20 protein-coding genes and 2 pseudogenes are annotated in these 25,047 nt (G+C 65.3%); 9 read left to right on the forward strand and 13 right to left on the reverse strand.

All coding sequences use genetic code 11. The features are described 5' to 3' along the window. Nucleotides 1-14 precede the first annotated feature (14 nt). Genes E8F12_RS18075 through E8F12_RS18085 form a run of 3 tightly spaced genes read left to right on the forward strand, consistent with a single transcriptional unit; the run spans nt 15 to nt 1,740 of the window. Nucleotides 15-452, forward strand: a complete 438-nt coding sequence (locus E8F12_RS18075) for a MaoC family dehydratase N-terminal domain-containing protein (RefSeq protein ID WP_280326587.1) — start codon at nt 15-17, stop codon at nt 450-452. A gap of 10 nt (nt 453-462) precedes the next feature. Continuing rightward, nucleotides 463-879: a MaoC family dehydratase gene (locus tag E8F12_RS18080; protein WP_280326588.1), complete on the forward strand. Its 417-nt coding sequence runs from the start codon at nt 463-465 to the stop codon at nt 877-879. A 27-nt stretch (nt 880-906) separates the two neighbouring features. Beyond that, nucleotides 907-1,740, forward strand: coding sequence for an SDR family oxidoreductase (locus tag E8F12_RS18085; protein WP_280326589.1), 834 nt, complete (start codon nt 907-909; stop codon nt 1,738-1,740). 93 nt (nt 1,741-1,833) lie between these two features. On the opposite strand, the pseudogene E8F12_RS18090 reads toward E8F12_RS18085, so the two are convergent. After that, a pseudogene (locus E8F12_RS18090) lies at nt 1,834-2,271 on the reverse strand (IS1595 family transposase); the annotation flags it as partial. 186 nt (nt 2,272-2,457) lie between these two features. Then, nucleotides 2,458-3,867 (reverse strand): coniferyl aldehyde dehydrogenase, encoded by a 1,410-nt coding sequence (locus tag E8F12_RS18095; RefSeq protein WP_280326590.1) that lies wholly within the window; start codon nt 3,865-3,867, stop codon nt 2,458-2,460. A 561-nt stretch (nt 3,868-4,428) separates the two neighbouring features. Here E8F12_RS18095 and E8F12_RS18100 point away from each other — a divergent pair. The 3 genes from E8F12_RS18100 (at nt 4,429) to E8F12_RS18110 (ending at nt 7,806) form a co-directional block, all read left to right on the forward strand. Next, complete coding sequence (locus E8F12_RS18100) at nt 4,429-5,568, forward strand: acyl-CoA dehydrogenase family protein (protein WP_280326591.1); 1,140 nt, start codon at nt 4,429-4,431, stop codon at nt 5,566-5,568. Between the two features lie 62 nt (nt 5,569-5,630). Beyond that, nucleotides 5,631-6,206 carry a DUF2889 domain-containing protein gene (locus E8F12_RS18105; RefSeq protein WP_280326592.1) on the forward strand — a complete coding sequence of 192 codons (576 nt, stop codon included), beginning with the start codon at nt 5,631-5,633 and terminating at the stop codon, nt 6,204-6,206. A gap of 52 nt (nt 6,207-6,258) precedes the next feature. Then, complete coding sequence (locus E8F12_RS18110) at nt 6,259-7,806, forward strand: acyl-CoA synthetase (protein WP_280326593.1); 1,548 nt, start codon at nt 6,259-6,261, stop codon at nt 7,804-7,806. 405 nt (nt 7,807-8,211) lie between these two features. Here the strand turns inward: E8F12_RS18110 and E8F12_RS18115 are convergent, their stop codons facing one another. From E8F12_RS18115 to E8F12_RS18125, 3 genes are all read right to left on the reverse strand, one after another. Beyond that, entirely contained in the window at nt 8,212-9,348 is a 1,137-nt protein-coding gene (locus E8F12_RS18115) for a CaiB/BaiF CoA-transferase family protein (protein WP_280326594.1), read from the reverse strand. Nucleotides 9,349-9,420: 72 nt separating this feature from the next. Beyond that, nucleotides 9,421-10,434 carry an acyl-CoA dehydrogenase gene (locus tag E8F12_RS18120; protein WP_280326595.1) on the reverse strand — a complete coding sequence of 338 codons (1,014 nt, stop codon included), beginning with the start codon at nt 10,432-10,434 and terminating at the stop codon, nt 9,421-9,423. Between the two features lie 12 nt (nt 10,435-10,446). Further along, nucleotides 10,447-11,610 (reverse strand): acyl-CoA dehydrogenase family protein, encoded by a 1,164-nt coding sequence (locus E8F12_RS18125; protein ID WP_280326596.1) that lies wholly within the window; start codon nt 11,608-11,610, stop codon nt 10,447-10,449. Between the two features lie 183 nt (nt 11,611-11,793). Between E8F12_RS18125 and E8F12_RS18130 the strand changes: the two genes are divergently transcribed. Then, entirely contained in the window at nt 11,794-12,696 is a 903-nt protein-coding gene (locus E8F12_RS18130; RefSeq protein WP_280326597.1) for a LysR family transcriptional regulator, read from the forward strand. Between the two features lie 18 nt (nt 12,697-12,714). On the opposite strand, the gene E8F12_RS18135 is transcribed toward E8F12_RS18130, so the two are convergent. Further along, nucleotides 12,715-13,503 (reverse strand): crotonase/enoyl-CoA hydratase family protein, encoded by a 789-nt coding sequence (locus tag E8F12_RS18135; protein WP_280326598.1) that lies wholly within the window; start codon nt 13,501-13,503, stop codon nt 12,715-12,717. Nucleotides 13,504-13,774: 271 nt separating this feature from the next. Here E8F12_RS18135 and E8F12_RS18140 point away from each other — a divergent pair, with 271 nt between their 5' ends. After that, complete coding sequence (locus E8F12_RS18140; protein WP_280326599.1) at nt 13,775-16,546, forward strand: LuxR C-terminal-related transcriptional regulator; 2,772 nt, start codon at nt 13,775-13,777, stop codon at nt 16,544-16,546. Nucleotides 16,547-16,682: 136 nt separating this feature from the next. Here E8F12_RS18140 and E8F12_RS18145 read toward each other — a convergent pair whose 3' ends face one another. From E8F12_RS18145 to E8F12_RS18175, 7 genes and pseudogenes are all read right to left on the reverse strand, one after another. Then, nucleotides 16,683-17,798 (reverse strand): CaiB/BaiF CoA-transferase family protein, encoded by a 1,116-nt coding sequence (locus tag E8F12_RS18145; RefSeq protein WP_280326600.1) that lies wholly within the window; start codon nt 17,796-17,798, stop codon nt 16,683-16,685. A 365-nt stretch (nt 17,799-18,163) separates the two neighbouring features. Then, complete coding sequence (locus E8F12_RS18150) at nt 18,164-19,156, reverse strand: AraC family transcriptional regulator (protein WP_280326601.1); 993 nt, start codon at nt 19,154-19,156, stop codon at nt 18,164-18,166. Nucleotides 19,157-19,221: 65 nt separating this feature from the next. Next, entirely contained in the window at nt 19,222-20,412 is a 1,191-nt protein-coding gene (locus E8F12_RS18155) for a lipid-transfer protein (protein WP_280326602.1), read from the reverse strand. 155 nt (nt 20,413-20,567) lie between these two features. Further along, nucleotides 20,568-22,136, reverse strand: a complete 1,569-nt coding sequence (locus E8F12_RS18160; RefSeq protein ID WP_280326603.1) for a long-chain-fatty-acid--CoA ligase — start codon at nt 22,134-22,136, stop codon at nt 20,568-20,570. A gap of 83 nt (nt 22,137-22,219) precedes the next feature. After that, nucleotides 22,220-22,813, reverse strand: a complete 594-nt coding sequence (locus E8F12_RS18165; RefSeq protein WP_280326604.1) for a DUF2889 domain-containing protein — start codon at nt 22,811-22,813, stop codon at nt 22,220-22,222. Between the two features lie 102 nt (nt 22,814-22,915). Beyond that, nucleotides 22,916-24,103, reverse strand: a complete 1,188-nt coding sequence (locus tag E8F12_RS18170) for a lipid-transfer protein (RefSeq protein ID WP_280326605.1) — start codon at nt 24,101-24,103, stop codon at nt 22,916-22,918. A gap of 140 nt (nt 24,104-24,243) precedes the next feature. Further along, nucleotides 24,244-24,474: pseudogene (locus tag E8F12_RS18175) on the reverse strand (GMC oxidoreductase); the annotation flags it as partial. A 167-nt stretch (nt 24,475-24,641) separates the two neighbouring features. Here E8F12_RS18175 and E8F12_RS18180 point away from each other — a divergent pair. Then, on the forward strand, nt 24,642-24,875 hold the full coding sequence (locus tag E8F12_RS18180; protein WP_280326607.1) for a hypothetical protein: 234 nt from the start codon (nt 24,642-24,644) through the stop codon (nt 24,873-24,875). Nucleotides 24,876-25,047: the final 172 nt, after the last annotated feature.

Raw genomic sequence — 25,047 nt, forward strand, 5'->3', positions numbered from 1 at the left:
AAGAGGAGTGAAGCATGATCGATAAGAGTTTGATCGGGCACAAGCTCGGCACCTTCAACGTCGATGTTGAAAAAGGTCGCCTGCGCTTTTTTGCCAAGGCCACCGGCCAGGATGACCCGATCTATACCGACGAATCCGCCGCCAGGTCCGCGGGCCACAAGGGCCTACCGGTACCGCCGACCTTCCTGTTCTGCCTGGCGGGCGAAGGCATCGACCGTATTCAGATGCTGAAGCTGCTGAACTGGGACCTGGGCCGCATCCTCCACGCCGAGCAATCGTTCGACTACCACGGGATGGCTTATGCCGGTGATGTGCTGACCTTCGACACGCGCATTTCCGACATCTACGAGAAGAAAGGCGGCGCCCTGCAGTTCATGGTCCAGGAAACCCGCGTGACCAACCAGGACGGCATGCACATCGCCGACGTCCGCTGCTCGCTCGTCCAACGCTAAGGAGCCCGCCATGACCACGCAATTTTCCGATATCCAGGTCGGCGACGAGATCCCCCTGCTCAAGCTGCAGCCGGTCAACCGCACCACCCTGGCCCTCTATTGCGGCGCTTCCGGCGACCACAACCCGATCCACATCGACATCGACTTTGCCCGCAAGGCGCGCCAGCCCGATGTCTTCGCCCACGGCATGCTCTCGGCCGCCTACCTCGGCCGCCTGCTCACCAACTGGGTGCCCCAGCAGCAGGTGCGCAACCTGTCGATCCGCTTCACCGGCATCACCCAGCTCGGCCACATCCCCACCTGCACCGGCAAGGTGGTGGAGAAATTCGAGGCAGACGGCGAAAAGCGCGTCCGCCTGCAACTGCGCTGCGGCAATCAGTACGGCGAAGAAAAACTCGCCGGCGAAGCCGTCGTCGCCCTCAACTGACAACTCCAAAGCACCAGGAACAGCCCCATGAGCAAGCTCCAAGACAAAGTCGCCCTGATCACCGGTTCCGGCCGTGGCATCGGACGTTCTATCGCCCTGAAAATGGCCTCCGAAGGCGCCCGCGTAGTGGTCAACGACCTCGACCGTGAGCCGGCCGAAGAAGTGGTCGCGGAAATCATCGCCGCCGGGGGCCAGGCCGTGGCCTGCGTCGGCAGCGTCACCGCGCCGGACTTCGCCGAGCGCTTCGTCAAGACCGCGGTGGACAACTACGGCGGTATCGACATCATCGTCAACAATGCCGGCTACACCTGGGACAACGTGATCCAGAAGATGAGCGACGAGCAGTGGTACGCCATCATCGACTGCCACCTGACCGCGCCGTTCCGCATCCTGCGCGCCGCCCAGCCGATCATCAGCGCCCTGGCCAAGAAAGAGGCCGCCGAAGGCAAGGAAGTGCTCCGCAAGATCGTCAACATTTCCTCCGGCGCCGCCGCCGGCAACCCGGGCCAGGCCAACTACTCCTCGGCCAAGGCCGGCATCCTCGGCATGACCCGCACGCTGGCCAAGGAGTGGGGCCGTCTGAAGGTCAACGTCAATGCCGTGGCTTTCGGCCTGATCGAAACCCGCCTGACCCAGGCCCTGGCCGGTGAGGACAGCAAGACCGTCAACATCGAGGGTCGCGAGATCAAGGTCGGCGTGCAGCAGGCCATGCTCGACGGCGCAGCTCGCAACATTCCCCTGGGCCGTGCCGGTAAGCCGGAGGAAGCCGCCGGCGCGGTGTACTCCCTGTGCACCCCGGAAATGGACTTCGTCTCCGGCCAGGTGATCTATTGCTCCGGTGGCGTCATCGCCAGCCTCTGAGTCCAGCACTCTCGGCAAGGCCGGCATACGGAATCCGTGTGCCGGCCTTTTTGTTTGCGAACAGACCTGCGGCCTGCTTGGTGAGTGAATTGGCTATGTCTGCGTTAGTTGTTGCGGCGGGTACGACCCGAGCGACTCTCTGATGCGAATCAATGGCTTGATATCGTCTCCATAACGTTCGAGAAGACGTCGCCAGCCCAGGTAATTCACCCGGTACTTGGTCATCTCGCCATGGAAACGCCTCATCCAGGCCTTCAAGCGGCCGTGGTAGACGTGGACGTTCCGGATGTGGACAGCCCCGTCGACACGTCGCTTCTGGCGCAGGTTCACGCGATGGTGGGTAATGCCGTCGGCCTTGGCAAAGCTGTGGTAGATCGCCGCGCTGTCGGTGCACAGCACGGCTTCCGGATCCAGCTGTGGGCGTAGCGCGGCCACCACCTGAGCCGCATTAGCTGTTTCAGGTGGAAACCGCGTGCTGTCGCTGCGGTCACGCATGACCAGAACGGGAATCTGCTCGGCGGCGAAGCCCTTGCAAGGCTCCGATGGTGGATCGATGAAGCATGAACCACCCGCTACGATTCCCGGTCGTGCCTAGTGGAAGTATTTCAATCGCGAACGGATTCGCTCCCCACAGGAAAAGTCCCGGCGGACTCCCATATACAAGAACGCCCGCCGGATCTCTCCGGCGGGCGACTCAGGGGGGCTGACGGACAACCCTCAGCGCTTGATCATCGCCGCCACCATCTGGCGTACCTGCTCGTTGAACGGCGGCCGCGTCAGGTCCGGACCGTCCTCGGTGCGGTACACCGGCTTGGGATGGCTGAAGGTGACGAACCCGGCATGGCCCAGGTAGGTGCCCATGCCGCTGTTGCCGACCCCACCGAACGGCAAGCCCACGCCGGCATGCTTCGCCACGTCGTTGAGGGTCACCCCACCGGAAACCGTTCGGTCCAGAACGAATTTCTCCTCGGCCGCGTCGTTGCCGAAGTAATACAGCCCCAGCGGCCGCGGATGGGCGTTGATGTAGCTGACTACTTCCTGAATACGCCGGTAGGGCTTGGTTGGCAGCAGCGGGCCGAAGATCTCGTCCTGCATCACCTTGAGTTCATCGCCCGGATCCAGCAGCAGGGTCGGTGTGAGCTTGTGGTGCGGCTGCCGGGAAAAGTCCTCGCCGGCGGGGTTCAGTTCGACCAGCTCGACACCTGCCTCACGTGCTTCGCGCAGGTAATCCCGGAGGCGCTCGAAGTGGCGGGCATTGATCACCGAGGTGTAGTCCGGGTTGTCCTTGAGGGTCGGGTAGTGCCTGGCCACCACCTCGCGGGCGGCGGCGATGAAGTCCTCCACCATTTCCTCGGGCACGAACACATGGTCCGGCGCCAGGCAGACCTGGCCAGCGTTCATCAGCTTGCCAAGCATGATCTTGGTCGTCGCCGCCTTGAGGTCGGCGGAGCGCGAAATGATGGCGGGCGACTTGCCGCCCAGTTCCAGCGTCACCGGCACCAGGTTGTCGGCGGCGGCCCGCATCACGTGCTTGCCGATGCTCGAGGCGCCGGTGAACAACAGATGGTCGAACGGCAGACCGCAGAATGCCTGGCCGACTTCCGGACCGCCGGTGATGATGGCGATCTCGTCTTCGGCGAAGGTGGCGCGGAACATCCGCTGCATCAGCTCGGCGCTCTTCGGGTTGTACTCGGACACTTTCACCATTGCCCGGTTTCCTGCCGACAGCGCACTGGCCAGGCCCATGATCACCATGCTGACCGGGAAGTTCCAGGCCGTGAGGATGCCGACCACGCCCAGCGGCTGGTAGTGGATCCAGGCCTCGCCGCGCTCGGTGGGATGCTGCTTCGGCTTCATCCATTCGGCGATCTGCGCCCGGGTCTGCTTCAGCAGACCCAGCGGCCCCAGCACATCCATGAGCCGCGTCAGGTCATGGCTGCGGTGGCCGAAGTCGGCGGCGGCCGCCTCGATGATTTCCTCCTGGTGGTCTACCAGCATGCCGGCCAGGCGGTCCAGCAGTTCGCAGCGTTGCTCGGCGGTCCAGTTGTCCTGGGCCAGGTAGGCGGCGCGCTGCCGGGCGAGAATCTCGCGCAAGCCGGCCGCTTCAGGTAATTCGATCTTGCTCATGCTTGCCTCGTCATCGTCGGTGCCTTTGGCGCGGCCGCCGGTGCGACGGCAGTTGCCGAAGCTGCCAGACATATGGATCTGAGTGAATCACTTGTTATTGTTTTCACTGCGGGGCTCCAGGTGGGAAAGCCGAGCTGATCCAGCTCGAAAGGGGTTCGTGCCGAATATAGGGAGCCGCTCCTTCTTAACTACCACCCGAAATCGGTAGGTCCGCGGCATCGCGTGGACAGCGCGTTCGGGAGGAGCTGTTCGCCAACGCCGCGCAGATGCCCATCGCCGGACGTGTGGCACCCGGCGTCCTGGCCTATGCCGCTGCGGCTAATGTGCACCTGCGCCAGCCTCGCCAACTGAACGCGTGCTGGCGGGCGCTCGTTTCCCTCTCGAATCGGATCGATCGGTTTCGAGCCTGGAAACTCGGTCCGTGATCGATCCGTTTCGCCTACCCACCGTGGGTAGGACTCCGCCGGCTTCCATGAACGCAAGATTTCTCCAATACCCGGACCGGTGGGCGCTTGCCCCACGGCCGCCGGCCGGACCTGCCACGCACATTGGAGAGCTCCTATGCACATTCAACGATCCATCTTCCGTGAAGACCACGAAATGCTCCGCGAAACCGCGCGACGCTTCTTCGAGCGCGAGTGCGTTCCGCGCCAGGCCGAATGGGACAAGGTCGGCCAGGTGGACCGCGAGACCTGGCTGAAGGCCGGCCGCGAAGGCCTGCTCTGCACCATGGTGCCGGAGGAATACGGCGGCGGCGGCGGTGACTTCGGCCACGCCACCGTGATCGTCGAGGAGATGCATCGCGCCGGAGTCTCCGGCGTAGGCTTTCCCCTGCACTCGGATGTCATCGCCCAGTACATCGTCCGCCTGGGTACCGAAGAGCAGAAACGCAACTGGCTGCCGGGTATTTGCCGTGGCGAAACCATCCTCGCCATCGGCATGACCGAGCCGGGCAGCGGCTCCGACCTGAAGGCCGCGCGTACAACCGCCGTACGCGACGGCGACGAATACGTCATCAACGGCAGCAAGACCTTCATCAGCAACGGCCTGAACTGCGACATGATCGTGCTGGCCTGCAAGACCGACCCGGCTGCTGGCGCCAAGGGCATCAGCCTGATCTGCGTCGAGGCGAATCGCGAAGGCTTCCGTCGTGGCCGCAAGCTGGACAAGGTAGGCCAGCCCGCTGCCGACACCACCGAACTGTTCTTCGACAACGTCCGCGTACCGGTCGGCAACCTGCTCGGCGAGGAGGGCAAGGGCTTCGTCTACATGATGCAGGAGCTGCCCCAGGAACGCCTCTACATCGCCATTGGCCAGGCCACCCAGCTGGAGCGCCTGCTGGATATCACCCTGGACTACGTCAAGGAGCGCAAGGCCTTCGGCCAGACGATCTGGGACTTCCAGAACACCAAGTTCAAGCTCGCCGACGCCAAGGCAGCCTGCGTGGCGGTACGCACCATGGTCGACTACTACGTCGGCGAACACATGCGCCGCAAGCTGACCGTGGAAGAGGCGGCCATCGCCAAGCTCTATGCCACCGAGACCCTGTGGAAGCACCTGGACGAGATGGTCCAGCTCCATGGCGGCTATGGCTACATGCTCGAGTACCCCATCGCCCGCGCCTTCACCGACCTGCGGGTGGCACGCGTGGTCGGCGGCGCCAGCGAGGTCCAGCGGGAGCTGATTGCTCGCAAGCTCTGAGGCAATCGATCCGGGCCGCACCGTGCGGCCCGATTTCGCCCAGTCGTTTCCAAGGAGTGAAGATGAACGCACCAACCATTACCCGCCAACTGCTGCACACCCGCGAGATCGTCTGCCGGGGTTACCTGCGCAGCGATGGTCTGCTCGATGTCGATGGTTGCATCCAGGACGTTCCCGCCGAAGCCAGCGATCTGCCATTCCACCGGGTTGAGGCAGGTGATCCGGTACACGATATGCGACTACTCATGACACTGGATACGAACCTGCTCATCCAATCCATCACCGCAGTCACCAGCGCCGGTGCCACGCCGGTCTGTGGCGCCATCGCCTCGGCGTACGCCAGCCTTGCCGGCTTGAAGATCGGTCCCGGTTTCAAGCAGGAGGTCAAGGCGCGGGTGGGCGGAACAAAGGGCTGCACCCATCTGACCGAACTGGTGGAACGCATGGCCAGCGCCGCCATGCAGGTGCGTTTCACCCTTGGTCGGGCGCAGCAGATGCACCTTCTGCCTGGCACCGAGCCGCCGGCCAGGAGGCACAGCTGGGTGCTGGATACCTGCCACGCCTATCGCCGTGATGGCGAGGTGGTCCGGCTCCTGGGCCTGGTCAGCGACACACCGGCGGGTCCTCCCAAGTCCTGAGCCACTTTTCAGCCGAACCCCGACCGCAGCGACTTCAAGAGCACAACAAGAAATGGACAATCCCAGATACCTCGGCGATTTCGCCACCCTGACCCCGGAAAAGCCGGCCGTGATCAACGGCAGCACGGGGGAACAACTGAGCTTTCGCGAACTCGACGAGCGCTCCAATCGCCTGGCCCGCTATCTGCTGGACGCCGGGCTGCGGCACGGCGATGGCCTCGGCATGTTCCTGGAAAACAATATCCGCTGTTTCGAGGTGTGCTGGGCCGCACTGCGTTCCGGCTTGCAGATTGTGCCGATCAATCGCTTCCTGACCCCGGAAGAGGCGGCCTACATCGTCAACGACAGTGGCGCCAAAGCCCTGGTGACATCCTGGGACCGCCGGGATACCGTCCGGGACCTGTCGGCGCTGATTCCAGACTGTTGCCAGCGACTGATGCTCGATGGCTGCATCGAGGGCTGGACCTGCTACGAGGACGCCATCGCCGCGTTCCCCGCCGAGCGCCTCGAGGAAGAATGGCTCGGCGGCCTGATGCTCTACAGCTCGGGTACCACCGGCCGCCCCAAGGGCATCTATAAGCCGATGCCGAAAGTCGCCGCCAATGTCGGCCTGCCGCTCAACCCGGTGTTCGCCCGCTGCAACTTCGACCAGGACTCGGTCTACCTCTCCACCGCCCCGCTCTACCATTCCGCACCGATCGGCAACGCCCTGGCCATCCAGTGCATCGGTGCCACCGTCGTCTTCATGGAGAAGTTCGATGCACTGCGCGCGCTGGAACTCATCGAGCACTATCGCATCACCCATAGCCAGTGGGTACCGACCATGTTCGTACGCCTGCTGCGATTGTCCTCCGATGAACGCAAACGCTACGACCTGACGAGCCTACGCATGGCCAACCATTCAGCGGCGCCCTGCCCTCAGGACATCAAGCGGCAGATGATCGACTGGTGGGGGCCGATCCTCATCGAGTACTACGGCAGCACCGAAACCGGGGCGGCGACCGTCCTCGACAGCCATCAATGGCTGCAGCACCCGGGCTCGGTGGGCCATCCCATCCCCGGCGTCACGCTGCACATCTGCGACGACGAGGGCAACGAGGAGCCCACCGGCACCGCCGGCCTGATTTACATCGAGCGGCCCGGGCCCGGTTACCTGTACCACAATGATCCCGGCAAGACCCGCGAGGTACAGCACCCGCGCCAGCCCACCTGGACCTGCGTTGGAGACATCGGCTACCTGGATGAGGACGGCTACCTGTACCTGACTGATCGCAAGTCGTTCATGATCATTTCCGGCGGCGTCAACATCTACCCGCAGGCCATAGAAAACGCCCTGGTGATGCACACCAGCGTCGGCGACGTGGCGGTGATCGGCGTCCCCAACGCCGAGATGGGCGAAGAGGTCAAGGCCATTGTCGAACCCGCGCCGGGCGTTACCCCATCGGAGGCCCTGGCCTGCGACCTGCTCGCCTTTCTGGACGGTAAGATCGCCCGCTACATGATGCCGCGCTCCATCGAGTTCATGGATCAGCTGCCGCGCCTGCCTACCGGCAAGCTCTACAAGCAGCAACTGCGCGAGCGCTATTGGCCCAAGGGCTGAGCTCTGTTCCCGTGAGCACAAAGCCGGAGTTCGTCTCCGGCTTTTTTGTGGCTCATCGGGATTGCAGGGGTTGGTGTTGGGCTACACGGGATTGGCTATAACGTGTGAATTGTCAGAGTCCGCGCTTGCGGATACGACCCTCACCCGCGGCCTCTCCCCCAGAGAATGTTGGACCTCGCTGCACTCGGACCAACCTACGAAGTCGAGCTTCGGAAGGTGGGGCGGGCAGCGTTCCGCTGGAGCGAAGCGAAACCCAACGTTTGGCGGCCTGATCCGGCATGCGTGCAGACGGGACTCTTAGTGGGTGAACGAACGATGCAGTGCGATTCACACCCTCCCACCCATCCACAATGAGCAAAAGAAAGCCGGGGCAATGCCCCGGCTAGTTCTTGCAGTGTCAGTCCCTCACCCCAGGTTTTCACCGATGACGCCGGAATCGCGCCAGCGGCCGATCTCCGCTATCGGCAGCCAGCCTTCCAGTGCCGCGTCGATGCCGGCCAGGGTAGCCGGCTGCGGCGCAGTGGGAACGGCCGGCGCGGTGCGGCTGAAACGCGGGGCCGGAGCGGGCTGCTGGATGCCATTGACCTCGACGAAGGTGCCACGGGCCTTGAGATGCGGGTGCTCCGGTGCCTCGGCGAAGGACAGCACCGGGGCGAAGCAGACGTCGGTTCCTTCCAACAGCGCGCACCATTCCTCCCGCGTGCGCCGCTTGAAGGCCTGGGCGAACAGTTCGCGGGCCTTGGGCCAGTTGCGCGGGTCCTGCTGCGCGCCGATGGCCGCCGGGTCAATGTCCAGCTGCTTGAGCAGCTCGGCGTGGAAACGCCCCTCGATAGGCCCCACAGACACGAGCTGGTCGTCCTTGCAGGCGTAGACGTCGTAGAAATGCGCGCCGGAGTCGATCACGTTGCTGCCGCGCTCGTTCTTCCATTGCCCACTGGCCACCAGGCCGAAAAAGCCCAGCGCCATGGAGGCGGTGCCATCGCAGATGGCCGCGTCCACCACCTGGCCCTGGCCGGACTGGCGCGCTTCCAAGAGCGCCGCGAGCATGCCGATGGCCAGGTAGAGGGCGCCGCCGCTCATGTCGCCGAGCAGGGCCAGCGGAATGGAAGGCAACTGGCCCTTGCGGCCGATGGCATTGAGCACGCCGGTCAGCGCGATGTAGTTGATGTCATGGCCGGCGGCGTGGGCCAGCGGGCCGGTCTGGCCCCAGCCGGTGATACGGCCGTAGACCAGGCGCGGATTGACCTCCAGGCAGGCCTCAGGGCCCAGGCCAAGGCGTTCGGTGACGCCGGGACGGAAGCCTTCGATCAGGCCATCGGCATCCTTGAGCAGGTCCAGCACCAGTGCCACGGCCTGCGGATCCTTGAGGTCCAGGGCGATGGCCTTGCGGTTGCGCAGCATCAGGTTGTACTTGAACTCCTTCTTCACCCCCAGCTCAACGGCCTCACGCCGTTCTATGCGCAGTACGGTAGCGCCGAGGTCGGCGAGCAGGGTCGCGGCCATCGGGCCCGGGCCGATGCCGGCCAGCTCGATGATTTTCACTCCAGCCAATGGTCCCATAGTTCTCTCTCACTCTATCCAGGTTCGGGCACTGCCGGCGGCGGTGCCACAGGGTCAGGCCGCCTCGCCGGGCGACAGGTGGTTACGCACGAAATCGAACAGCGTGCTTCCCGCTTCCGCCAGCAACGCCTGTCCGAGTCGCTCGGCGCAGCGCAACTCGTTGCCTGGCGCCATGCGCCACTCGTGCAAGCGGGCGGCGAACAGACCGAGCGGATGCTCCTCGGTTATGCCGATGGCGCCCAGCACGGCATGGCCGATGGCGACAACCCGGCTAGCCGCCTCGCACGCACGCAGCTTGGCAGTCGCCGCCAGCAGCGGATCGGGCAGGTAGCCCTCGGCGGCACAACCCATGCGCGAAGCCAAAGCGGCGGAGCTGACCTGCTCGGCGAGCGCGGCCAATTCCTGCTGCACGGCCTGGAACTGGCCGATCGCCCTGCCGAACTGCCGACGATCGTTGGCGTACTCGACGCTGAGTTCCAGCACACGCTCCATGGCGCCAGCCATGGCCACGGCATGCAGGGCATTGCAGAGGGTTTCAGCGTCCGCGTCCGGGCGCTTGAAGCGGAACAATGCCAGGTCCTCCGAGTACCAGGTCAGGGACGCGGATGCCTGGCGGCGATAGCTGCCGGCGACGACATGGGCGTCGGCGCGGGCCAGCAGCAGCCACTCGCCATTCCACTCCACTAGCACCCGCGATGCCAACAGGGCCCCTGGCACGTCGGCGCAGAACATGCCGCCCTCCGCAGTAGGTTCGGCCCTGGCCAGGGCGATGCAGGCGCCATCGTTGCGGTAGCCGGCCTCGGCCAGCAGCGCTCGAGCCATGGCGGTCTCGCCGAGCGGCAGGCCCAGGCCGGCCTTGCTGGCGGCAAACAGCATGTCCTGCACCAGGGCCAGGGAAAGTCCCGCGCCGCCCAGTGCCTCGGGCACCAGGGCATCGGTATAGCCGAGAGCATCGATGGCGCTCCACAGCTCGGCGGCGTTCTCGTCACGCTCCTGCTCGCGCAGGCGGTCCAGGGGGCAGAGGTCGAGCAGCGCGCGCTCGAACCCGTCGAAAATGGCGTCAGTCATGATGTCTCCCGATCAACGAAGGCCAAGGCCGCGAGCGATAATGCCGCGCAGGATCTGCCGGGTGCCGCCGCGCAGCGAGAAGCTGGGGCAGATCTGGGTGATGTAGGCGAGGGTCTCGCGCAGTGCCGGTGGCGGCGGATGATCGCGGGTCAGCTCCAGGGCTTCGGCGATCCAGCCAGGTACCGCCTGTTCGAATTCGGTACCCAGGTCCTTGACCAGCGCGGCCTCCAGGTCGACGTGTTCGCCCCGGTCCAGCTTGTGCGCCACCGCCAGCGACATGGCGCGTAGCACCGCGAGGCGACCGGCCATCCGCCCCAGCAGCGCGGTCACCGCCCTGCCGGGCTCGACAATGGCACGCAGCTCCGCCAGCCAGCCCTCGATCAGGACCATGGCCGAGTAGATGCGGTCGGGGCCGCTGCGTTCATAGGAGAGTTCGGAGGTGACCTGCTTGAAGCCGGAACCTTCTTCGCCGATCAGCGCGTCGGCGGGCAGCAGGACATTCTCGAACAGTACTTCGCAGAAATGCTCATCGTCGGCCAGGTCCTTGATCGGGCGAACGGTCACGCCCGGCAGGGACAGGTCGATGATCATCTGAGACAAGCCCTTGTGGCGGTCCTCGGTGGTGCCGGAGGTGCGCACCAGGGCACACATGTAGTGCGCGTGCTGGGCGTTGGAGGTCCAAATCTTGCGGCCATTAAGCCGCCAGCGGCCATCCTCGATGCGCACCGCCCGGCTGCGTATGCTGGCCAGGTCGGAGCCGGTGTCCGGCTCGCTCATGCCGATGCAGAAGAAGATTTCTCCGGACAGCATGCGCGGGACGAAGTACTCCCGCTGCGTCTGGTTGCCGAAGCGCAACAGCAGCGGCGCGGTCTGCCGGTCATTGACCCAGTGCGCGGATGACGGCGCGCCACAGGTCAGCAGTTCTTCAACCAGCACGAAGCGCGCGAAGTAGCTGCGCCCTCCCCCGCCATGCTCCCTGGGCAGGCTCAGGCCGATCAGGTGCTGTTCGGCAAGCCTGCGGCTGAAGCCCGGGTCCGCTTCGGAAACGCCACGGGCTCGCATGGCCATGGGGATGCCGCGCAGCGTGTCCTGCAGGAAGACCCGGATGGGCTCGCGCAGCGCCTCGTCTTCCGCTGGCACTGTGGCCAGTCTCAAGGGGGAAAGGATCGAACTCATGATCTCTCTCGAATGGTCGTCAGGGGATGCCCGCCAGCGTGCAGTTACCGCTGGCACTACAGCCGGCAGGCAGGTGCGTGACATAATTTGTTCTCCACCCGGGCGCGTCCAATTCCGCTTTCGGATCGACCGATACACGCGACGCTACCCGGCTCCGAACTACCCCATCGCAATGGCCCCGATATGGAATTCCGTCAGCTCAGGCAGGCGCTCGTACTTGCCGAAACGCTCAACTTCCACCGTGCCGCCGAGCAGCTGAACATGACCCAGCCGCCGCTCTCCACCTCGATCAAGAAGCTCGAGGACGAACTCGGCGTGTTGCTGTTCGAGCGCCTGCCCAGCGGCCTGCGCCTGACCTCGGCAGGCGAAGCCGTTCTGCGCAACGCACGCAGCGTGCTGTTCTTCGCCGAGGAGATGCGCCGCGCCGCGCGCGAAGGCGAGGCCGGCGAGCGCGGCCAGCTTCGCGTGGGCTTCGTTGGCTCGGCCGCCTACGCCTTGCTCCCGAACATCATTCGCAGCTTTCACGAGCGCTATCCGCACGTCGATCTGGTACTGGAAGAAGGCGTCGGCAGCGAGCTGCTGCAACGCCTGGATGAACACGAACTGGATGTGGCGCTGGTGCGCTACCCCATCCTGCAGTCCAGCGCAGCCGAGATCACGCCGCTACAGCGCGAACACCTGGTACTAGCTGTCAGGCACGACTCGCCGCTCGCCGCCTCTGAATCCCTGGGCCTGGCGGACCTGGCCGACCAACCCTTCATCGTCAGCTCGCAGAGCCGCTCGCCATCCTTGCATGCGCTGATGCTGCAGGCTTTCGAGGAAGCCGGCATCCGCCCGCGCATCGCGCAACAGGCAGCGCAGATGTCGACCGTGCTCGGCCTGGTGGAAGGCGGCCTCGGCATCGCCATGATTCCGGCGGCGGCGGCCAAATACGTCGGCCCGCACATCCGCACCATCCCACTGGTCAACCTGTCCGCCAACCTGGTCTCGGGCATCGCCCTGGCCATGCTGGCGGACACCCATTCGGCCACTGCGCGCAACTTCCGCGAGCACGCGCTACGCATGACGGTTTCCGCCGAGGGCTAACGCCCTCGGTGTGGGAGCCTAGCGGGCGCCCAAGCGGGCCAGCATCACTTCCAGCGCATCGCGATGTGCCTGGGTATTGTGGGCTAGAGCCTGCAAGGCCGCGGATAGCTCCAGCACATCCGGCAGGCGGGCATGCCTGGACTCCAGCATCAGGCGCTTGGTCATGCGCAGCGCATCGCCGGGGTTGCTGGCGATGCGCCGGGCGAGGTCGAGTGCCGCCGGCATCAGTTCCTCCGCCGTCACCACCCTCGATACCAGCCCCCATTCCAGTGCCTGGGCGGCGCTGATCGCCTCTCCGGTGAAGGCCATCTCGCAGGCCCGCGAAGCGCCCAGGGCGCGCTGCAGCAGCCAGGCACCGCCGTCACCGGGGATCAGGCCGAGCTTGACGAAGCTCTCGGCGAAGGTGGCCTTTTCCGATGCGATGCGGATGTCGCACATGCAGGCCAGGTCGTTGCCGGCGCCCACCGCCGGCCCGTTGACCGCGGCGATGGTCGGCACTTCCAGGTTGCACAGGGCCAGCGGCACGCGCTGAATCCCGTCGCGATAGAAATAGCGCGACTGCGCCGGCTCTCCGAGGGCTCCCTCGCCAAGCTGGCTGATCTGCTTGAGGTTGCCGCCGGCGGAAAACGCCGGGCCGGCGCCGGTAAGCACCAGCGCGCGAATGGAGCGGTCGCGATTGACCGCCTCGCACATGGCCACCAGCTCGCCGATGGCATCCTCGTCGGTAAGGGCATTGCGGTTTTCCGGGCGGTTCATGGTGACGATGGCGACGGCATCGTCACGCTCGATCCTGAGGAAATCACTCATTTCAGACTTCTCCGTGAGCAGGGTCTTGGGATTCGGACAGGAAGGCCGCGCGGTTCCGGGTCAGGCCGGCGATTGCGCCATCACCCAATGCGTCGACCCGCGCGCGGCAGCAGCTTCCTGAGCATTGGTCGCATGCTAGGAAGCTCGCCAGGTCCGCGCCTAATCTTTTATTTGTCTCGGCCAATACGAAAAGGGAATCGGCATCACGTCCTTGCTGCGCTTAGAATTCACGCGTAACAAGAACAAGACTGCCCCCGGAAAGACTGCTGCCATGCTGACTCCAACCCCAGGCTCCGGCGTTCACCTGCCCGCCAACCGCGAACTGCAGTTGATCCCCGATACGAAGGTCATACCGCCTCGCGGCGCCCGCAACCTGATGGCACGTTCAGCGCTGATAACGCGCCTGATGGATGCCCGCCGGCAACGCTGCGTGGTGGTCCAGGGACCCGCCGGCAGCGGCAAGACCAGCACGCTGCTGGCCTGGCGCCGGGAGCTGGTGGGCATCAATTTCGATGTCGCCTGGCTGTCGGTGATCAGCGAGGACAATGACCCCACCCGCCTCTGCAACTGCCTGCTGGCGAGCCTGGCCGAAGTCAATGCGGACCTGGTTCGCGAGGCCGCGCAACTACTCGGACGAGACGGCGACGAGCTGGCGCTCGAACACTGGATCATCGTGCTTCTGCAGGGGATATCCCGGCACGGCCGTGACCTGCTGCTGGTGATCGACGACCTGCACAACCTCAACGATCCGGATATCTTCAAGGCCTTGGGCTGGCTGCTCGACTATGCGCCGGCGAACCTGCACCTGGCGATCGGCACACGCAGCGCCCTGCCCTCCACCCTGCCCCTGGTGCGGCTACGCGCCCTAGGGCAGCTCAGCGAGTTCGATCTGCGCGACCTGCGCTTCAGTGTTGACGAATCCGAGCGCTACCTGCGCCAGCAGGTCGGTGAGATCAGCCGGCGCGACGCCGAAGTCCTGCATGAGCTGACCGATGGCTGGGTGGCCGGCCTGCAGCTCTTCGCCATCGATCTCAAGTCCAAGCGGGGCGGCGGCTTCAGCCGCATGCAGGTGCGCGATGCCAGCGCCTTCGCCCACTATTTCGAGCAGGAGGTATTGCTGCACCTGCAGGCGTCCGACCTTCATTTGCTGACCTGTGCCTCCATCTGCAACCGTTTTTCTGCTTCGCTGTGCGCGAAGCTGGTCGGCAAGCCACAGGCCATCGCCTGGATGATGAACCAGTTGACCCGCCTGGATGGCGACAACCTGTTCATCACCCAGGTGAAGAGCCATGACCGGGAAACCTGGTACCGCCTCCATCCGCTCCTGCGCGAAGTGCTCCGCGCACGCCTTGCTGTCCAGCCCGAAACGGAGCAGAAACAGCTGCAGGCGATTGCTCGCGACTGGTTTTTTGAGAAGGGGTACATCGACGAGGCGGTACGCCATGCGGTACTCGCCGGGGACGTGAAGGCGGCAGCCGACATAGTCGAAGCCTGCGCCCATGACCTGCTGGCGCGCGGCTCCATCCGCCAGTTGCCCAACCTGCTGCGCAAACTACCCCCGGAAGAAGTGCGCGAACGCTTCAGCCTGCAACTGGTGATGGCCCAGCTGGAACTCTTCGCTCACAACTTCGACGATGCCCGGCGGATCCTCGACAACCTTCGGCAGAACGAGCAGCGCCTGAACGTCCATCAGCGCCACGGGCTGCTGGTGTCGCGCGGTGCCTTGGCCATGCAGCTCGACCGGACCGAGGAGGCCTGGGCGCTGGCGCCGGAGCTCGAGGCGATTCCCGAGGACGCCGACGACCTGGTGCTGACCGGTCGTGGCTCGATCCTGTCCTGGCTGTATGCATTCAACGGCGACTTCGAGCACGCCCGGCGGATCCTGGAAGGCAGCGACCGTCCCGGCACCTCGCCACGCCGGACCCTGCTGGGGCGCTGCATCTACGGCGTGACGCTCGTCATGGAGGGGCGCATCAGCGAGGCCGAGCACATCCTGCGCAACACCCTGGTCGAATCCGAGCAGCACGGCGACAGCACCATCATGGCCAGCTACGCAGCGGCCAGCCTGCTGGGCAGTACCCTCTACGAGCAGAACAGCCTGGCCGAGGCCAGCCAGGTCCTGGAGCCGCGCCTGGATGTGCTGGAGCGCGTGTCCCTGCCCGGCGCCGTGCTGCAATGCCTGGTGACGCTGTGCACCATCTACTGGCTGACCGGCCGCCAGCTCGAAGCCCAGGCCCATCTCGACCGCCTGGAAGAGTACGCTCAACGCTACAACCTCGACCGACCCCGTGCATTCGTCCTGTACATGCGCCTGCGCTGGTGCATCCAGAAGAACCAGTCGGTACAGGCCGAATCCCTGCTCGGGCAACTCCAGAACCTTGCCGGCAAGTACGCCGGCATCGACCGCGGCGTACCCCAGGGCATCGTCTTGCTGGCGACTCGCGCCGGCATCGAGATGAACCTGTACCGCCAGGATTACACCAAGGCGGTCAGCCTACTGCTGCCGCTGATCACTTTGTGCGAGTCCAAGCGCCGCTGGGCCCAGGCCACCTTCCTGCGCCTGCAACTGGCCATCGCCGAGCAGGGTTGCGGACACGCCCAGCTGGCACGCCAGCAACTGGTGGAGGCCCTGCGCCAGGGCCACCGGCTGGGCCTGGTGCGCAGCCTGCTGGACGTTTCCCCGGTCATTCCGGAAATGCTGCAAGCCCTGCTAGACGCCAAGGTTTTGGAGCCGGTGCTGGAGTTCTATGCCGAGCGCCTGCTGGTGGCGGCCAGGCCGGTGGAAAACCCTGCAGCCAAGCCCACCACGCCGATCGAGACCCTCAGCGACCGCGAGTCCGAGGTGTTGCAGCTCATGGCCCAGGCCATGACCAACAAGAAGATCGCGCGCATTCTCAATGTGTCGCCGGAAACGGTGAAATGGCACCTGAAGAACGTTTTCGGCAAGCTCGGCGTGACCGGCCGCGACGAGGCGATCGCCAAGTGGCGCGACCTCAGCCTGCATCGCCCGGATGCGCCGCCCCGTACCGAGGGCGATCACTGAGACCGGGTCTGCCTCGATTGATGGGTATCGCAAGCTCCGCCCATCCTACGAGCCAAAGCAGATATCAGTCCTGTGGGAGCGAATTCGTTCGCGAATGAATTCGCTCCCACAGAAATGTTCCTCACCTGGCCAATACTTAGCTGCGCCAGGCGTCCGCCGGATTCCCGCCCTGCAGGGCGGCCATCACCGCATCGGTATCGCTCCCGCGCACCGGGATCGGGCCGGGTACCGCCACCTTGCCGTCGAAACGCGGCGCGGGTGACGCCTGCAGCACGCCGTCGCGTTGGAAATAGACACCACGCTCCTCCAAGTGCGGATGCTCCGAGGCTTCACGTGGACTGAGCACGGGAGCAAAGCAGACATCGGTTCCCTCCAGCAGTTCGCACCATTGCTCGCGGGTACGCTGGGCAAAGATCCCGGCCAGGATCTCGCGCTGCTCGGGCCAGCGCTGCGGGTCCCACTGGCGGTCGAACCGGGCGTCGTTTTCCAGGCCGAGCTTTTGCCTCATCAGCGCATAGAACTGCGGCTCCATGGAGCCCAGGGCGACGTAGCGATCGTCGGCGCAGCGATAGGTGGCGTAGAAATGCGAGCCGTCATGCACGCTCCTGCCACGGGTTTCGCTGATCAGGCCGCCACGGGCGAGGGATTGCATCAGCTGGGTCATGTGGGCGGAACCATCGACGATGGCCGCGTCCACCACCGTGCCCTTGCCGCTGGCGCGGGCATTGAGGATGCCAGCCAGGATGCCCACCGCGAGGTACAGCGCACCGCCGCCGATATCGCCGATCAGAGTAATCGGCGAGGACGGCGCCTCGCCCGCCGTACCGCTGTGGTACAGCGCACCGGACAGGGCGATGTAGTTGTTGTCATGCCCGGCGGCATGGGCCAGAGGACCTTGCTGGCCCCAGCCGGTCATGCGGCCGTAGACCAGGCGCGGATTGCGCGCCTGGCAGACCTCCGGACCCAGCCCGAGGCGCTCCATCACCCCCGGGCGCATGCCTTCGATCAGGGCGTCGGCGCCTTCGATCAGCCGCAGGACCGCTTCACGGCCTTCGGCGGTTTTCAGGTCGGCCACCACGGAGCGCTTGCCGCGATTGAGCGGGTTGGTCGGGGCGTTGGCCTCACCGGTGATCGACATGGACGCAGCGCGCTCTACGGCGATGACCTCGGCGCCCAGGTCCGCCAGGTGCATGGCGCAGAATGGCCCGGGGCCGATGCCGCAGATTTCCACGATCTTGATGCCCGACAGCATGTTCTCTCCTTCCTTTGCGGTTTCGACGGGCCGGCCCCAATGGGCCGGCACATAAACAAGTCGGCGTCAGGCTAGCAACCCGATACGCCACCTATTGCCCCCCATAGTTGGTGGCCATGGTGGGCACACCCTACCTCGCGTGGGTGGGGCGGCGCGGCAGCCTGCCGGCTATGGTTGGCCCTACCTTCACCCGGAGCGAGCAAGGCCATGCCATTCTCCAGCCACGGCGAGATCCGCCTTCTGAGTGCCATCCGGCGCACCGAATCCGGCCCCCTGCTGCGCCTGTCGCAGGGCCTGGCCTTGGTAGCCCTGCTGTTCCTTCTCGCCACCGGCGCGATCGACGGTCTGCTGCGTCCCGGACCTGATCAGGTGTCGGGTCGCGCCCCGTCCGATGAATCGGCCTGCTGGCGCTGGTACTCGCTGGGCGACACGCCATGCCAGCCGCGAAATGTGCGCGCAAAGTTGCTGAGGTCGCCGAAGCCCAGCAGGTAGGCGATCTGCTTGATGGTGTAGCGACCCTCGCGCAAGTACTGGACGGCGAGTTGGCAACGCACCTCGCCGAGCAGATGACTGAAGGACACCCCCTCCTCCGCCAGCCGCCGCTGCAGGGTGCGGCTGCTGAGTTCGAGGCGCATGGCCATCCCCTCCATGCTCGTCAGGCCGTCGGCCAATTGGCGGCGCACGGTATCGGCGAGCCGGGTTGCCCCAACGGTCCACTCCAATAGCGGCCGGTCTATGTCGGCCAGCTCGAGGCTCAGGCTGCTTTGCCCGGCATCGAAGCGGGGTTCGCAGCCGAAGTATCGCCGCAGTTGTTCGGCGATGGCCGCATCGGCTGGCTCCGTCAGGGCCAGATGCACCTGTCGCAGTTTCAGGTCACAATCCCCGAGCCGCCGCCATACTTCGATGCAGGTCGCCAGGGCCGCAACTTGGCGCAGCGGCGAGAAACCCGGATAGGGAGCGGTCACCTTTAGATGGAATTGGCCCCCTTCGTCGATCAGGTCGTACAGCGGGGCAATTCCAAGGCTCTCGATCGTGCAGGTCAGGCGAGACGTGGCCTCGCGCAGCGTCAGGCTACCGTGCACCCCGTGGGCCAAATGCTCGATGCCACGGGGATGCAGGCGCCAGAGGTCAACCGGCAGGAAGACCTCGGGAATCGCATCAGCGGCAAGCTGCCAGAGCAGGTCCATCTTCCGTGCGCAGACCTGGGCGCTCGGTTGCCGCAGGCTCCCCGGGTCGACGCCGATGCGTTCGAGAAGGCGTCCGGTATCCAGTTCGAATCGTTCCATCCCTCTGACCAGCCGGGACATCCAGCGAGCGGACTGGGGATACTCTCCCGGATGTGGAATGGCACAGGTCACGGAACCCTTCCAGCCGAATCGGGGGTGATCCGGGCGCGCATTCGAATGAACGCGCGCCCGGGCCTTCAGTTGCTGCCGTACAGGGTGACGACGCAGGCGCCACCCAGTCCGAGGTTGTGCTGCAGGGCAAGGTTCACCCCCTTCACCTGGCGCGCCTCGGCGGTGCCGCGCAGCTGGTGGGTCAGCTCATAGCACTGGGCGAGGCCGGTGGCGCCCAGCGGGTGCCCCTTGGACAACAGGCCACCGGAGGGATTGGTCACCACCTGGCCGCCGTAGGTGTTGTCGCCATTCATGACGAAGCGCTCGGCGCCCCCCACCGGGCAGAAACCCAGGGACTCGTAGGTGAGCAGCTCGTTGTGGGCGAAGCAGTCGTGCAACTCGGCGACGCGGATTTCGCGCGGGTCCACACCGGCCTTCTCGTAGACCTCGCGGGCACCGCGTCTGGCCATGTCGAAGCCGACCACCTCGATCATCGAGCGCGCCTCGAAGCAGGCGGGGCTGTCGGTGGTCAGCGACTGGGCCAGGATGGCTACGTTGGTACGCAGGCCATGCTTCTTCGCGAAGGTTTCCGAGCAAATGATCGCCGCCGCCGCACCACAGGTCGGCGGGCAGGCCATCAGGCGGGTCATCACGCCCGGCCAGATCAGGTTGTCCTTCATCACGTCCTCGGTGGTGACCACCTTGCGGAACATCGCCAGCGGGTTGTTGGCGGCGTGGCGGCTGGCCTTGGCGCGGATGGCGGCGAAGGTCTCCATGCGCGTGCCGTACTTCTGCATGTGTTCGCGACCGGCACCGCCGAACATCATCAGGGCGCCGGGAACACCGGTAACGTCGGCGGTCAGCTCGTCGATCACTGCCTGGGTCATGACTGTGGTGGCATTCGGGCGGTCATCCCAGTGCGCCTTGAGGGCGCCTGGCTGCATCTGCTCGAAGCCGAATGCCAGGGCGCAGTCGACCATGCCGCTTTCCACCGCCTGGCGCGCCAGCCAGAGGGCGCTGGAGCCGGTGGCGCAGTTGTTGTTCACGTTGACCAGGGGAATGCCGGTCATGCCCACCTGGTAGAGGGCCGCCTGGCCGCAGGTGGAGGAACCGTAGACGTAGCCGGCATAGGCCTGCTGCACCAGGCCGTAGTCCAGGCCGGCGTCCTTGAGGGCCAGGCGGATCGCCTCGGCGCCCATCTCGATGTAGGTTCCGCTGGTTCCCGGCTTGACGAAGGGGATCATGCCGACACCGGCGACTAAAGGCTTCTGAGACATCGTGTTCTCCAGGTTTTGGGATGCAGCTCGGCCCCGGACGAAGCGTTTCGTCCGGGCCGGCGTTGTTACATGGTTGCCAATCGAAGTGCGGGCCGTACCTGCCCACGATGGGGGGCATGCAGGCTGCTCCGGCAGCCGGTCAGGGCGGCACAGCGTCAGGAAATACCGTGCTTGTGTGCAGCCCAGTAGGGTTTGCGCAGTTCGGTCTTGAGCACCTTGCCGATGCTGGACAGGGGCAAGGCGTCGCGGAACTCGACGGTGCGCGGCACCTTGTAGCCGGCGATGCGCTCGCGGCAGTGGGCGATGATTTCGTCCTCGTCCACCTGCATCTGCGGCTTGCGCACGATCACGGCATGCACTCGCTCGCCCCACTTGTCGCAAGGCACGTCGATCACCGCGCACTGGGCAATAGCCGGATGGCTGGCGATGGCGACTTCCACCTCCGCCGAATACACGTTCTCGCCACCACTGACGATCATGTCCTTGAGGCGGTCGCAGATGTAGATGAAGCCGTCCTCGTCCATGTAGCCGCCATCGCCGGTGTGCATCCAGCCGCCGCGCAGGGCTTCGGCGGTGGCCTCCGGCTTCTTCCAGTAGCCGAGCATCACATTCGGCCCGCGCACCACGATCTCGCCCACGATGCCACGCGGCAGTTCGTTGTCCTCGGGATCGACGATTCGAATCTCGACACAGAACTGCGGCTTGCCGGCCGAGTACATCTTGCCGCTGGCCTGGTGCTCGGCGCAGTGATATTCACCGTCTAGGGTAGTGGCGATGGGGGCCAGCTCGGTCATCCCGTAGCCCTGGGTGAATCCGGCATGGGGGAAAGCCACCCGGGCGCGATCGAGCAATGCCGGGGTGATGGGCGAGGCGCCGTAGCCGATATTGCGCAACGCTTCCAAGTCGAGGGCTACCAGGCGCGGATCGGCATCGCGACAGTCCAGCAGCATCTGGATCATGGTCGGCGCTAGGAGGATTTCGTTGACACGCTCTCTGGCGATGGTCTCCAGCACGGCCTCCGGGGCGAAGCCCGGTAGTATCACCTGGGTGCCACCGCTCATCATCAGGGCGCAGATGGCCGCGTAGCCTGCCAGGTGGAACATCGGCATCACATGCAGGAATGCCGCATCCGAGCGATAGACGCCCGAATTGAGCACCGCCATCGAGGAGAATGCCAGGTTGTTGTGGCTGAGCATCACGCCCTTGGGGACGCCGGTGGTGCCGCCGGTGTAGAAGATGCCCAGCAGCGAATCGCCGCCACGCCGGGCGTCCTCCACCGGCTCGGACCTGGCCACCAGTGCCTCGTAGTTGTACCAGCCGGCTGGCGTTTTTCCCTCGCCCGCGTAGATCAGGGTACGCAGGGTCTTGGCCTCGGTGACGATCTTATGCGCCAGGGGCAGGAAGGTGTCATCGACTATCAGGACCGTGGTTTCCGAATCATCCAGCGAGTAGAGGATTTCCGCCGCGCTCCAGCGGATGTTCACCGGATTGAGCACGGCATCAGCCCAGGGCACCGCCTGGTAGTATTCGATGTAACGCGCTGAGTTCAGCGAGAGCATTGCCACCCGCTCGCCGCTTTCGACACCGAGCTTTGTCAGTGCGCCAGCCAGTCGGGCGACACGTCCGCCAAGCTCGCCAAAGGTCAAGCTGCGCCCCTGGGAACGAATCGCGATGGCCTGTGGACGCTGCTGCAAGTGACGGTGTAACGCCTGGGTGATGTACATCGGAACCTCCAGTCTTGTTGTTATCGGTCTGGCCGGCCTCGTGCCGGTTCCCTCTGCGCTCCGGGCGGGCGACCCGCCCGGCTTCATTCTTCGCGAGTTGCACTGGCGATCCGGTTCTCCTCCTGCCAGCGCTGATCGAGCCGCTGTGCAGCCTCGCCTTCGGGGTGGTAGGTGTGGCAGGCGCCGATGACGAAGGGCCTGGCCGGCTCGAACGCCGGATCCCTGGACGCACGCTCCAGCTCGGCCTGGCGACGCAAGCCGTAGGCGGTCTGGTAGAGCGTGGTGGCCATGGGACCGAGCAACTCGGTCAGATGGGTGCAGCCCCGCGTACCACCCAGCAGTTGGGCGACACGCCGGGTGAAGCCGGGCCCCACCTTCACGCCCACCAGCGACTCGTAGGCGGGTGTGATCCGACCGCACCTGGACATGGGCGCGGCCTCTGTCACCGCCTTGACCTCGCGGATCACGAAATCCAGGCCCACAGTCATTAGCAGGTGCATCAGGTGGCAGGGCTGGCCGGCTCGGATCATGCGTTCCAGCGACTGGTAGTCATGGGTCTTGGTGTCCAGCAGACGCCCTTCGATATCGATGAGGCCGTCCTCGCGCAGGTAGCCGGTACAGGACACCTGGCGGGTATGCAGCGGTTGCCGCTTTTCGTGGGAAGACGTGTCGTTCATGTCGGCTGGCCGGGAAATGGAAAAATGGAGCGGCCCCCGAACCTGTCACGCAGGGGCCGCTCCGAAACCCGTTGGCGAATGCCCTCGCGAACGGATTACGGCTCAGTTGCGGCCGTAAAGGGTCACCACGCAGGCGCCCCCGAGGCCCAGGTTGTGCTGCAGGGCCAGCATGGCGCCCTCGACCTGGGTGGATTGGGCGCTACCACGCAATTGACGGGTGAGCTCATAGCACTGGGCGAGGCCGGTGGCGCCCAGCGGATGGCCCTTGGAAAGCAGGCCGCCGGACGGGTTGGTGACGACGCGGCCACCGTAGGTGTTGTCGCCATCGAGAACGAACTGCTCGGCCCCGCCCACCGGGCACAGACCCAGGGATTCATAGGTGAGCAATTCGTTGTGGGCGAAGCAGTCGTGCAGTTCCACCACCGGGATGTCCCGCGGATCTACCCCCGTCTTCTCATACACTGCCCGCGCGGCCCGCTGGGCCATGTCGAAGCCCACCGCCTGGATCATCGACGGCGGTTCATAGGCCACGGCGGCATCGGTGGTCAGCGACTGGGCAAGGATCACCACATCGGTGCGCAGGCCATGCTTTTTCGCGAAGGCTTCGGAACAAATGATCGCCGCCGCCGCGCCGCAGGTGGGCGGACAGGCCATCAGGCGGGTCATCACCCCCGGCCACATGACCTTGTCATTCATGACATCTTCGGTGCTCACCACATTGCGGAATACGGCCAGCGGATTGTTCGCGGCATGCCGGCTGGCTTTGGCGCGGATCGCCGCGAAGGTTTCCATGCGCGTGCCGTACTTCTGCATGTGCTCGCGGCCAGCGCCGCCGAACATCTTCAGCGCCATGGGCACACTCTCGGCGTCGGCGCAGAGCGCGTCGGTCACCGCCCAACACTTGCCCATGATCGACGGACGATCATTCCAGGCATTGCCCAGGGCGCCCGGTTGCATCTGTTCGAAACCCAGCGCCAGGGCGCATTCGACGGCACCGCTTTCGACCGCCTGGCGCGCCAGCCAGAGGGCGGTGGAGCCGGTGGAGCAATTGTTGTTGACGTTGACCACCGGAATGCCCGACAGGCCGACTTCGTACAGCGCCGACTGGCCGCTGGTCGAGTCACCGTAGACGTAGCCCACATAGGCCTGCTGCACCAGGCCGTAATCCAGCCCGGCATCCCGCAGGGCCAGGCGGGTTGCCTGGGCTCCCATCTCGATGTAGGTGCCGCTGGCACCGGGCTTGGTGAAGGGGATCATGCCGACGCCGGCGACACAGGTTTTCTGCGACATCTCGTTCTCCATTGGATTGCCGCGCGGCCTGCAGGGAAGCCGCCGCGCGCCTTGGGCCTATCGTTGCGAAAGCCGCCCCGCGGCGTCCCTGCCCACGATGGGGGGGCGATACCCCGCCAGCATGGACGGGCCGGAGGCACTCAGCCGACGCCGGCGCCCTCTTCCACCCGTTTCGCCTCGGCGCCCGTCGCCAGCAATGCAGCGCGGATCAGGTCCGCCGCCTTCTCGCCGATCATGATGCTCGGCGCATTGGTGTTGCCGCCCACCAGATTCGGCATGATCGAAGCGTCGACCACACGCAGGCCTTCCACGCCACGCACGCGCAGCTGTGGGTCGACCACCGACTCGCCATCCGCGCCCATGCGGCAGGTGGAAGATGTTGTCCACCTGCCGGCGTACCAGTTCGCGAAGGGCATCGTCATCGGCCTTGCTGCCATCGAACGCCAGCTTGTCCAGGTAGAGGAACTTGCCGCCGAAGCGGCTCAGGGCCTTCTGATCGGGCACCCCAGCGCTCACCGTCGCGCTGGGTGACCTGGAAATGGCCGACACCCTCCTGGCGGGCGCCATTGAAGTAGTGGTTGAAGGGGTGACCTGCGGCGGCGGCCTCAACGAAGTAGCGCGCGAAGGAACAGGGAGAGCGCAGATCGGTGACGTGCAGCGGGCCGTTGCTGCCGTGGAAGGGGTCGTCGTCGCGCCCGGCGACCCGCTCGTGGAGAAAGCTATTGCAGGGCTTAAGGGCAGGACCCCTCCCCAATGTGGGGTGTTCATGTGAAGGGCCATCGGCGCGAGAAAGACATGGCGTGGATGGCAAGGGATGCCAACCAATGACCGCGTGGTCACTGGCGCGAAATGACGATTGATCCTGCTTTCGTCGCGTCGGCGCCGCTGCTTAGGATCGAAACGCCCCGCTACCGGCACACGGCCATCGCTCGAATGCCTTGGCA

The sequence above is a fragment of the Pseudomonas sp. BN102 genome, from assembly GCF_029871245.1.
GTDB lineage: Bacteria > Pseudomonadota > Gammaproteobacteria > Pseudomonadales > Pseudomonadaceae > Metapseudomonas.

What these genes read in the sequence shown, in the direction of transcription:
- E8F12_RS18075 (WP_280326587.1), top strand. Translation starts at nt 15, where the DNA reads ATGATCGATAAGAGTTTGATCGGGCACAAGCTCGGCACCTTCAACGTC.
- E8F12_RS18080 (WP_280326588.1), top strand. Translation starts at nt 463, where the DNA reads ATGACCACGCAATTTTCCGATATCCAGGTCGGCGACGAGATCCCCCTG.
- E8F12_RS18085 (WP_280326589.1), top strand. Translation starts at nt 907, where the DNA reads ATGAGCAAGCTCCAAGACAAAGTCGCCCTGATCACCGGTTCCGGCCGT.
- E8F12_RS18095 (WP_280326590.1), bottom strand. Translation starts at nt 3,867, where the DNA reads ATGAGCAAGATCGAATTACCTGAAGCGGCCGGCTTGCGCGAGATTCTC.
- E8F12_RS18100 (WP_280326591.1), top strand. Translation starts at nt 4,429, where the DNA reads ATGCACATTCAACGATCCATCTTCCGTGAAGACCACGAAATGCTCCGC.
- E8F12_RS18105 (WP_280326592.1), top strand. Translation starts at nt 5,631, where the DNA reads ATGAACGCACCAACCATTACCCGCCAACTGCTGCACACCCGCGAGATC.
- E8F12_RS18110 (WP_280326593.1), top strand. Translation starts at nt 6,259, where the DNA reads ATGGACAATCCCAGATACCTCGGCGATTTCGCCACCCTGACCCCGGAA.
- E8F12_RS18120 (WP_280326595.1), bottom strand. Translation starts at nt 10,434, where the DNA reads ATGACTGACGCCATTTTCGACGGGTTCGAGCGCGCGCTGCTCGACCTC.
- E8F12_RS18125 (WP_280326596.1), bottom strand. Translation starts at nt 11,610, where the DNA reads ATGAGTTCGATCCTTTCCCCCTTGAGACTGGCCACAGTGCCAGCGGAA.
- E8F12_RS18130 (WP_280326597.1), top strand. Translation starts at nt 11,794, where the DNA reads ATGGAATTCCGTCAGCTCAGGCAGGCGCTCGTACTTGCCGAAACGCTC.
- E8F12_RS18135 (WP_280326598.1), bottom strand. Translation starts at nt 13,503, where the DNA reads ATGAGTGATTTCCTCAGGATCGAGCGTGACGATGCCGTCGCCATCGTC.
- E8F12_RS18140 (WP_280326599.1), top strand. Translation starts at nt 13,775, where the DNA reads ATGCTGACTCCAACCCCAGGCTCCGGCGTTCACCTGCCCGCCAACCGC.
- E8F12_RS18145 (WP_280326600.1), bottom strand. Translation starts at nt 17,798, where the DNA reads ATGCTGTCGGGCATCAAGATCGTGGAAATCTGCGGCATCGGCCCCGGG.
- E8F12_RS18155 (WP_280326602.1), bottom strand. Translation starts at nt 20,412, where the DNA reads ATGTCTCAGAAGCCTTTAGTCGCCGGTGTCGGCATGATCCCCTTCGTC.
- E8F12_RS18160 (WP_280326603.1), bottom strand. Translation starts at nt 22,136, where the DNA reads ATGTACATCACCCAGGCGTTACACCGTCACTTGCAGCAGCGTCCACAG.
- E8F12_RS18165 (WP_280326604.1), bottom strand. Translation starts at nt 22,813, where the DNA reads ATGAACGACACGTCTTCCCACGAAAAGCGGCAACCGCTGCATACCCGC.
- E8F12_RS18170 (WP_280326605.1), bottom strand. Translation starts at nt 24,103, where the DNA reads ATGTCGCAGAAAACCTGTGTCGCCGGCGTCGGCATGATCCCCTTCACC.
- E8F12_RS18180 (WP_280326607.1), top strand. Translation starts at nt 24,642, where the DNA reads ATGGCCGACACCCTCCTGGCGGGCGCCATTGAAGTAGTGGTTGAAGGG.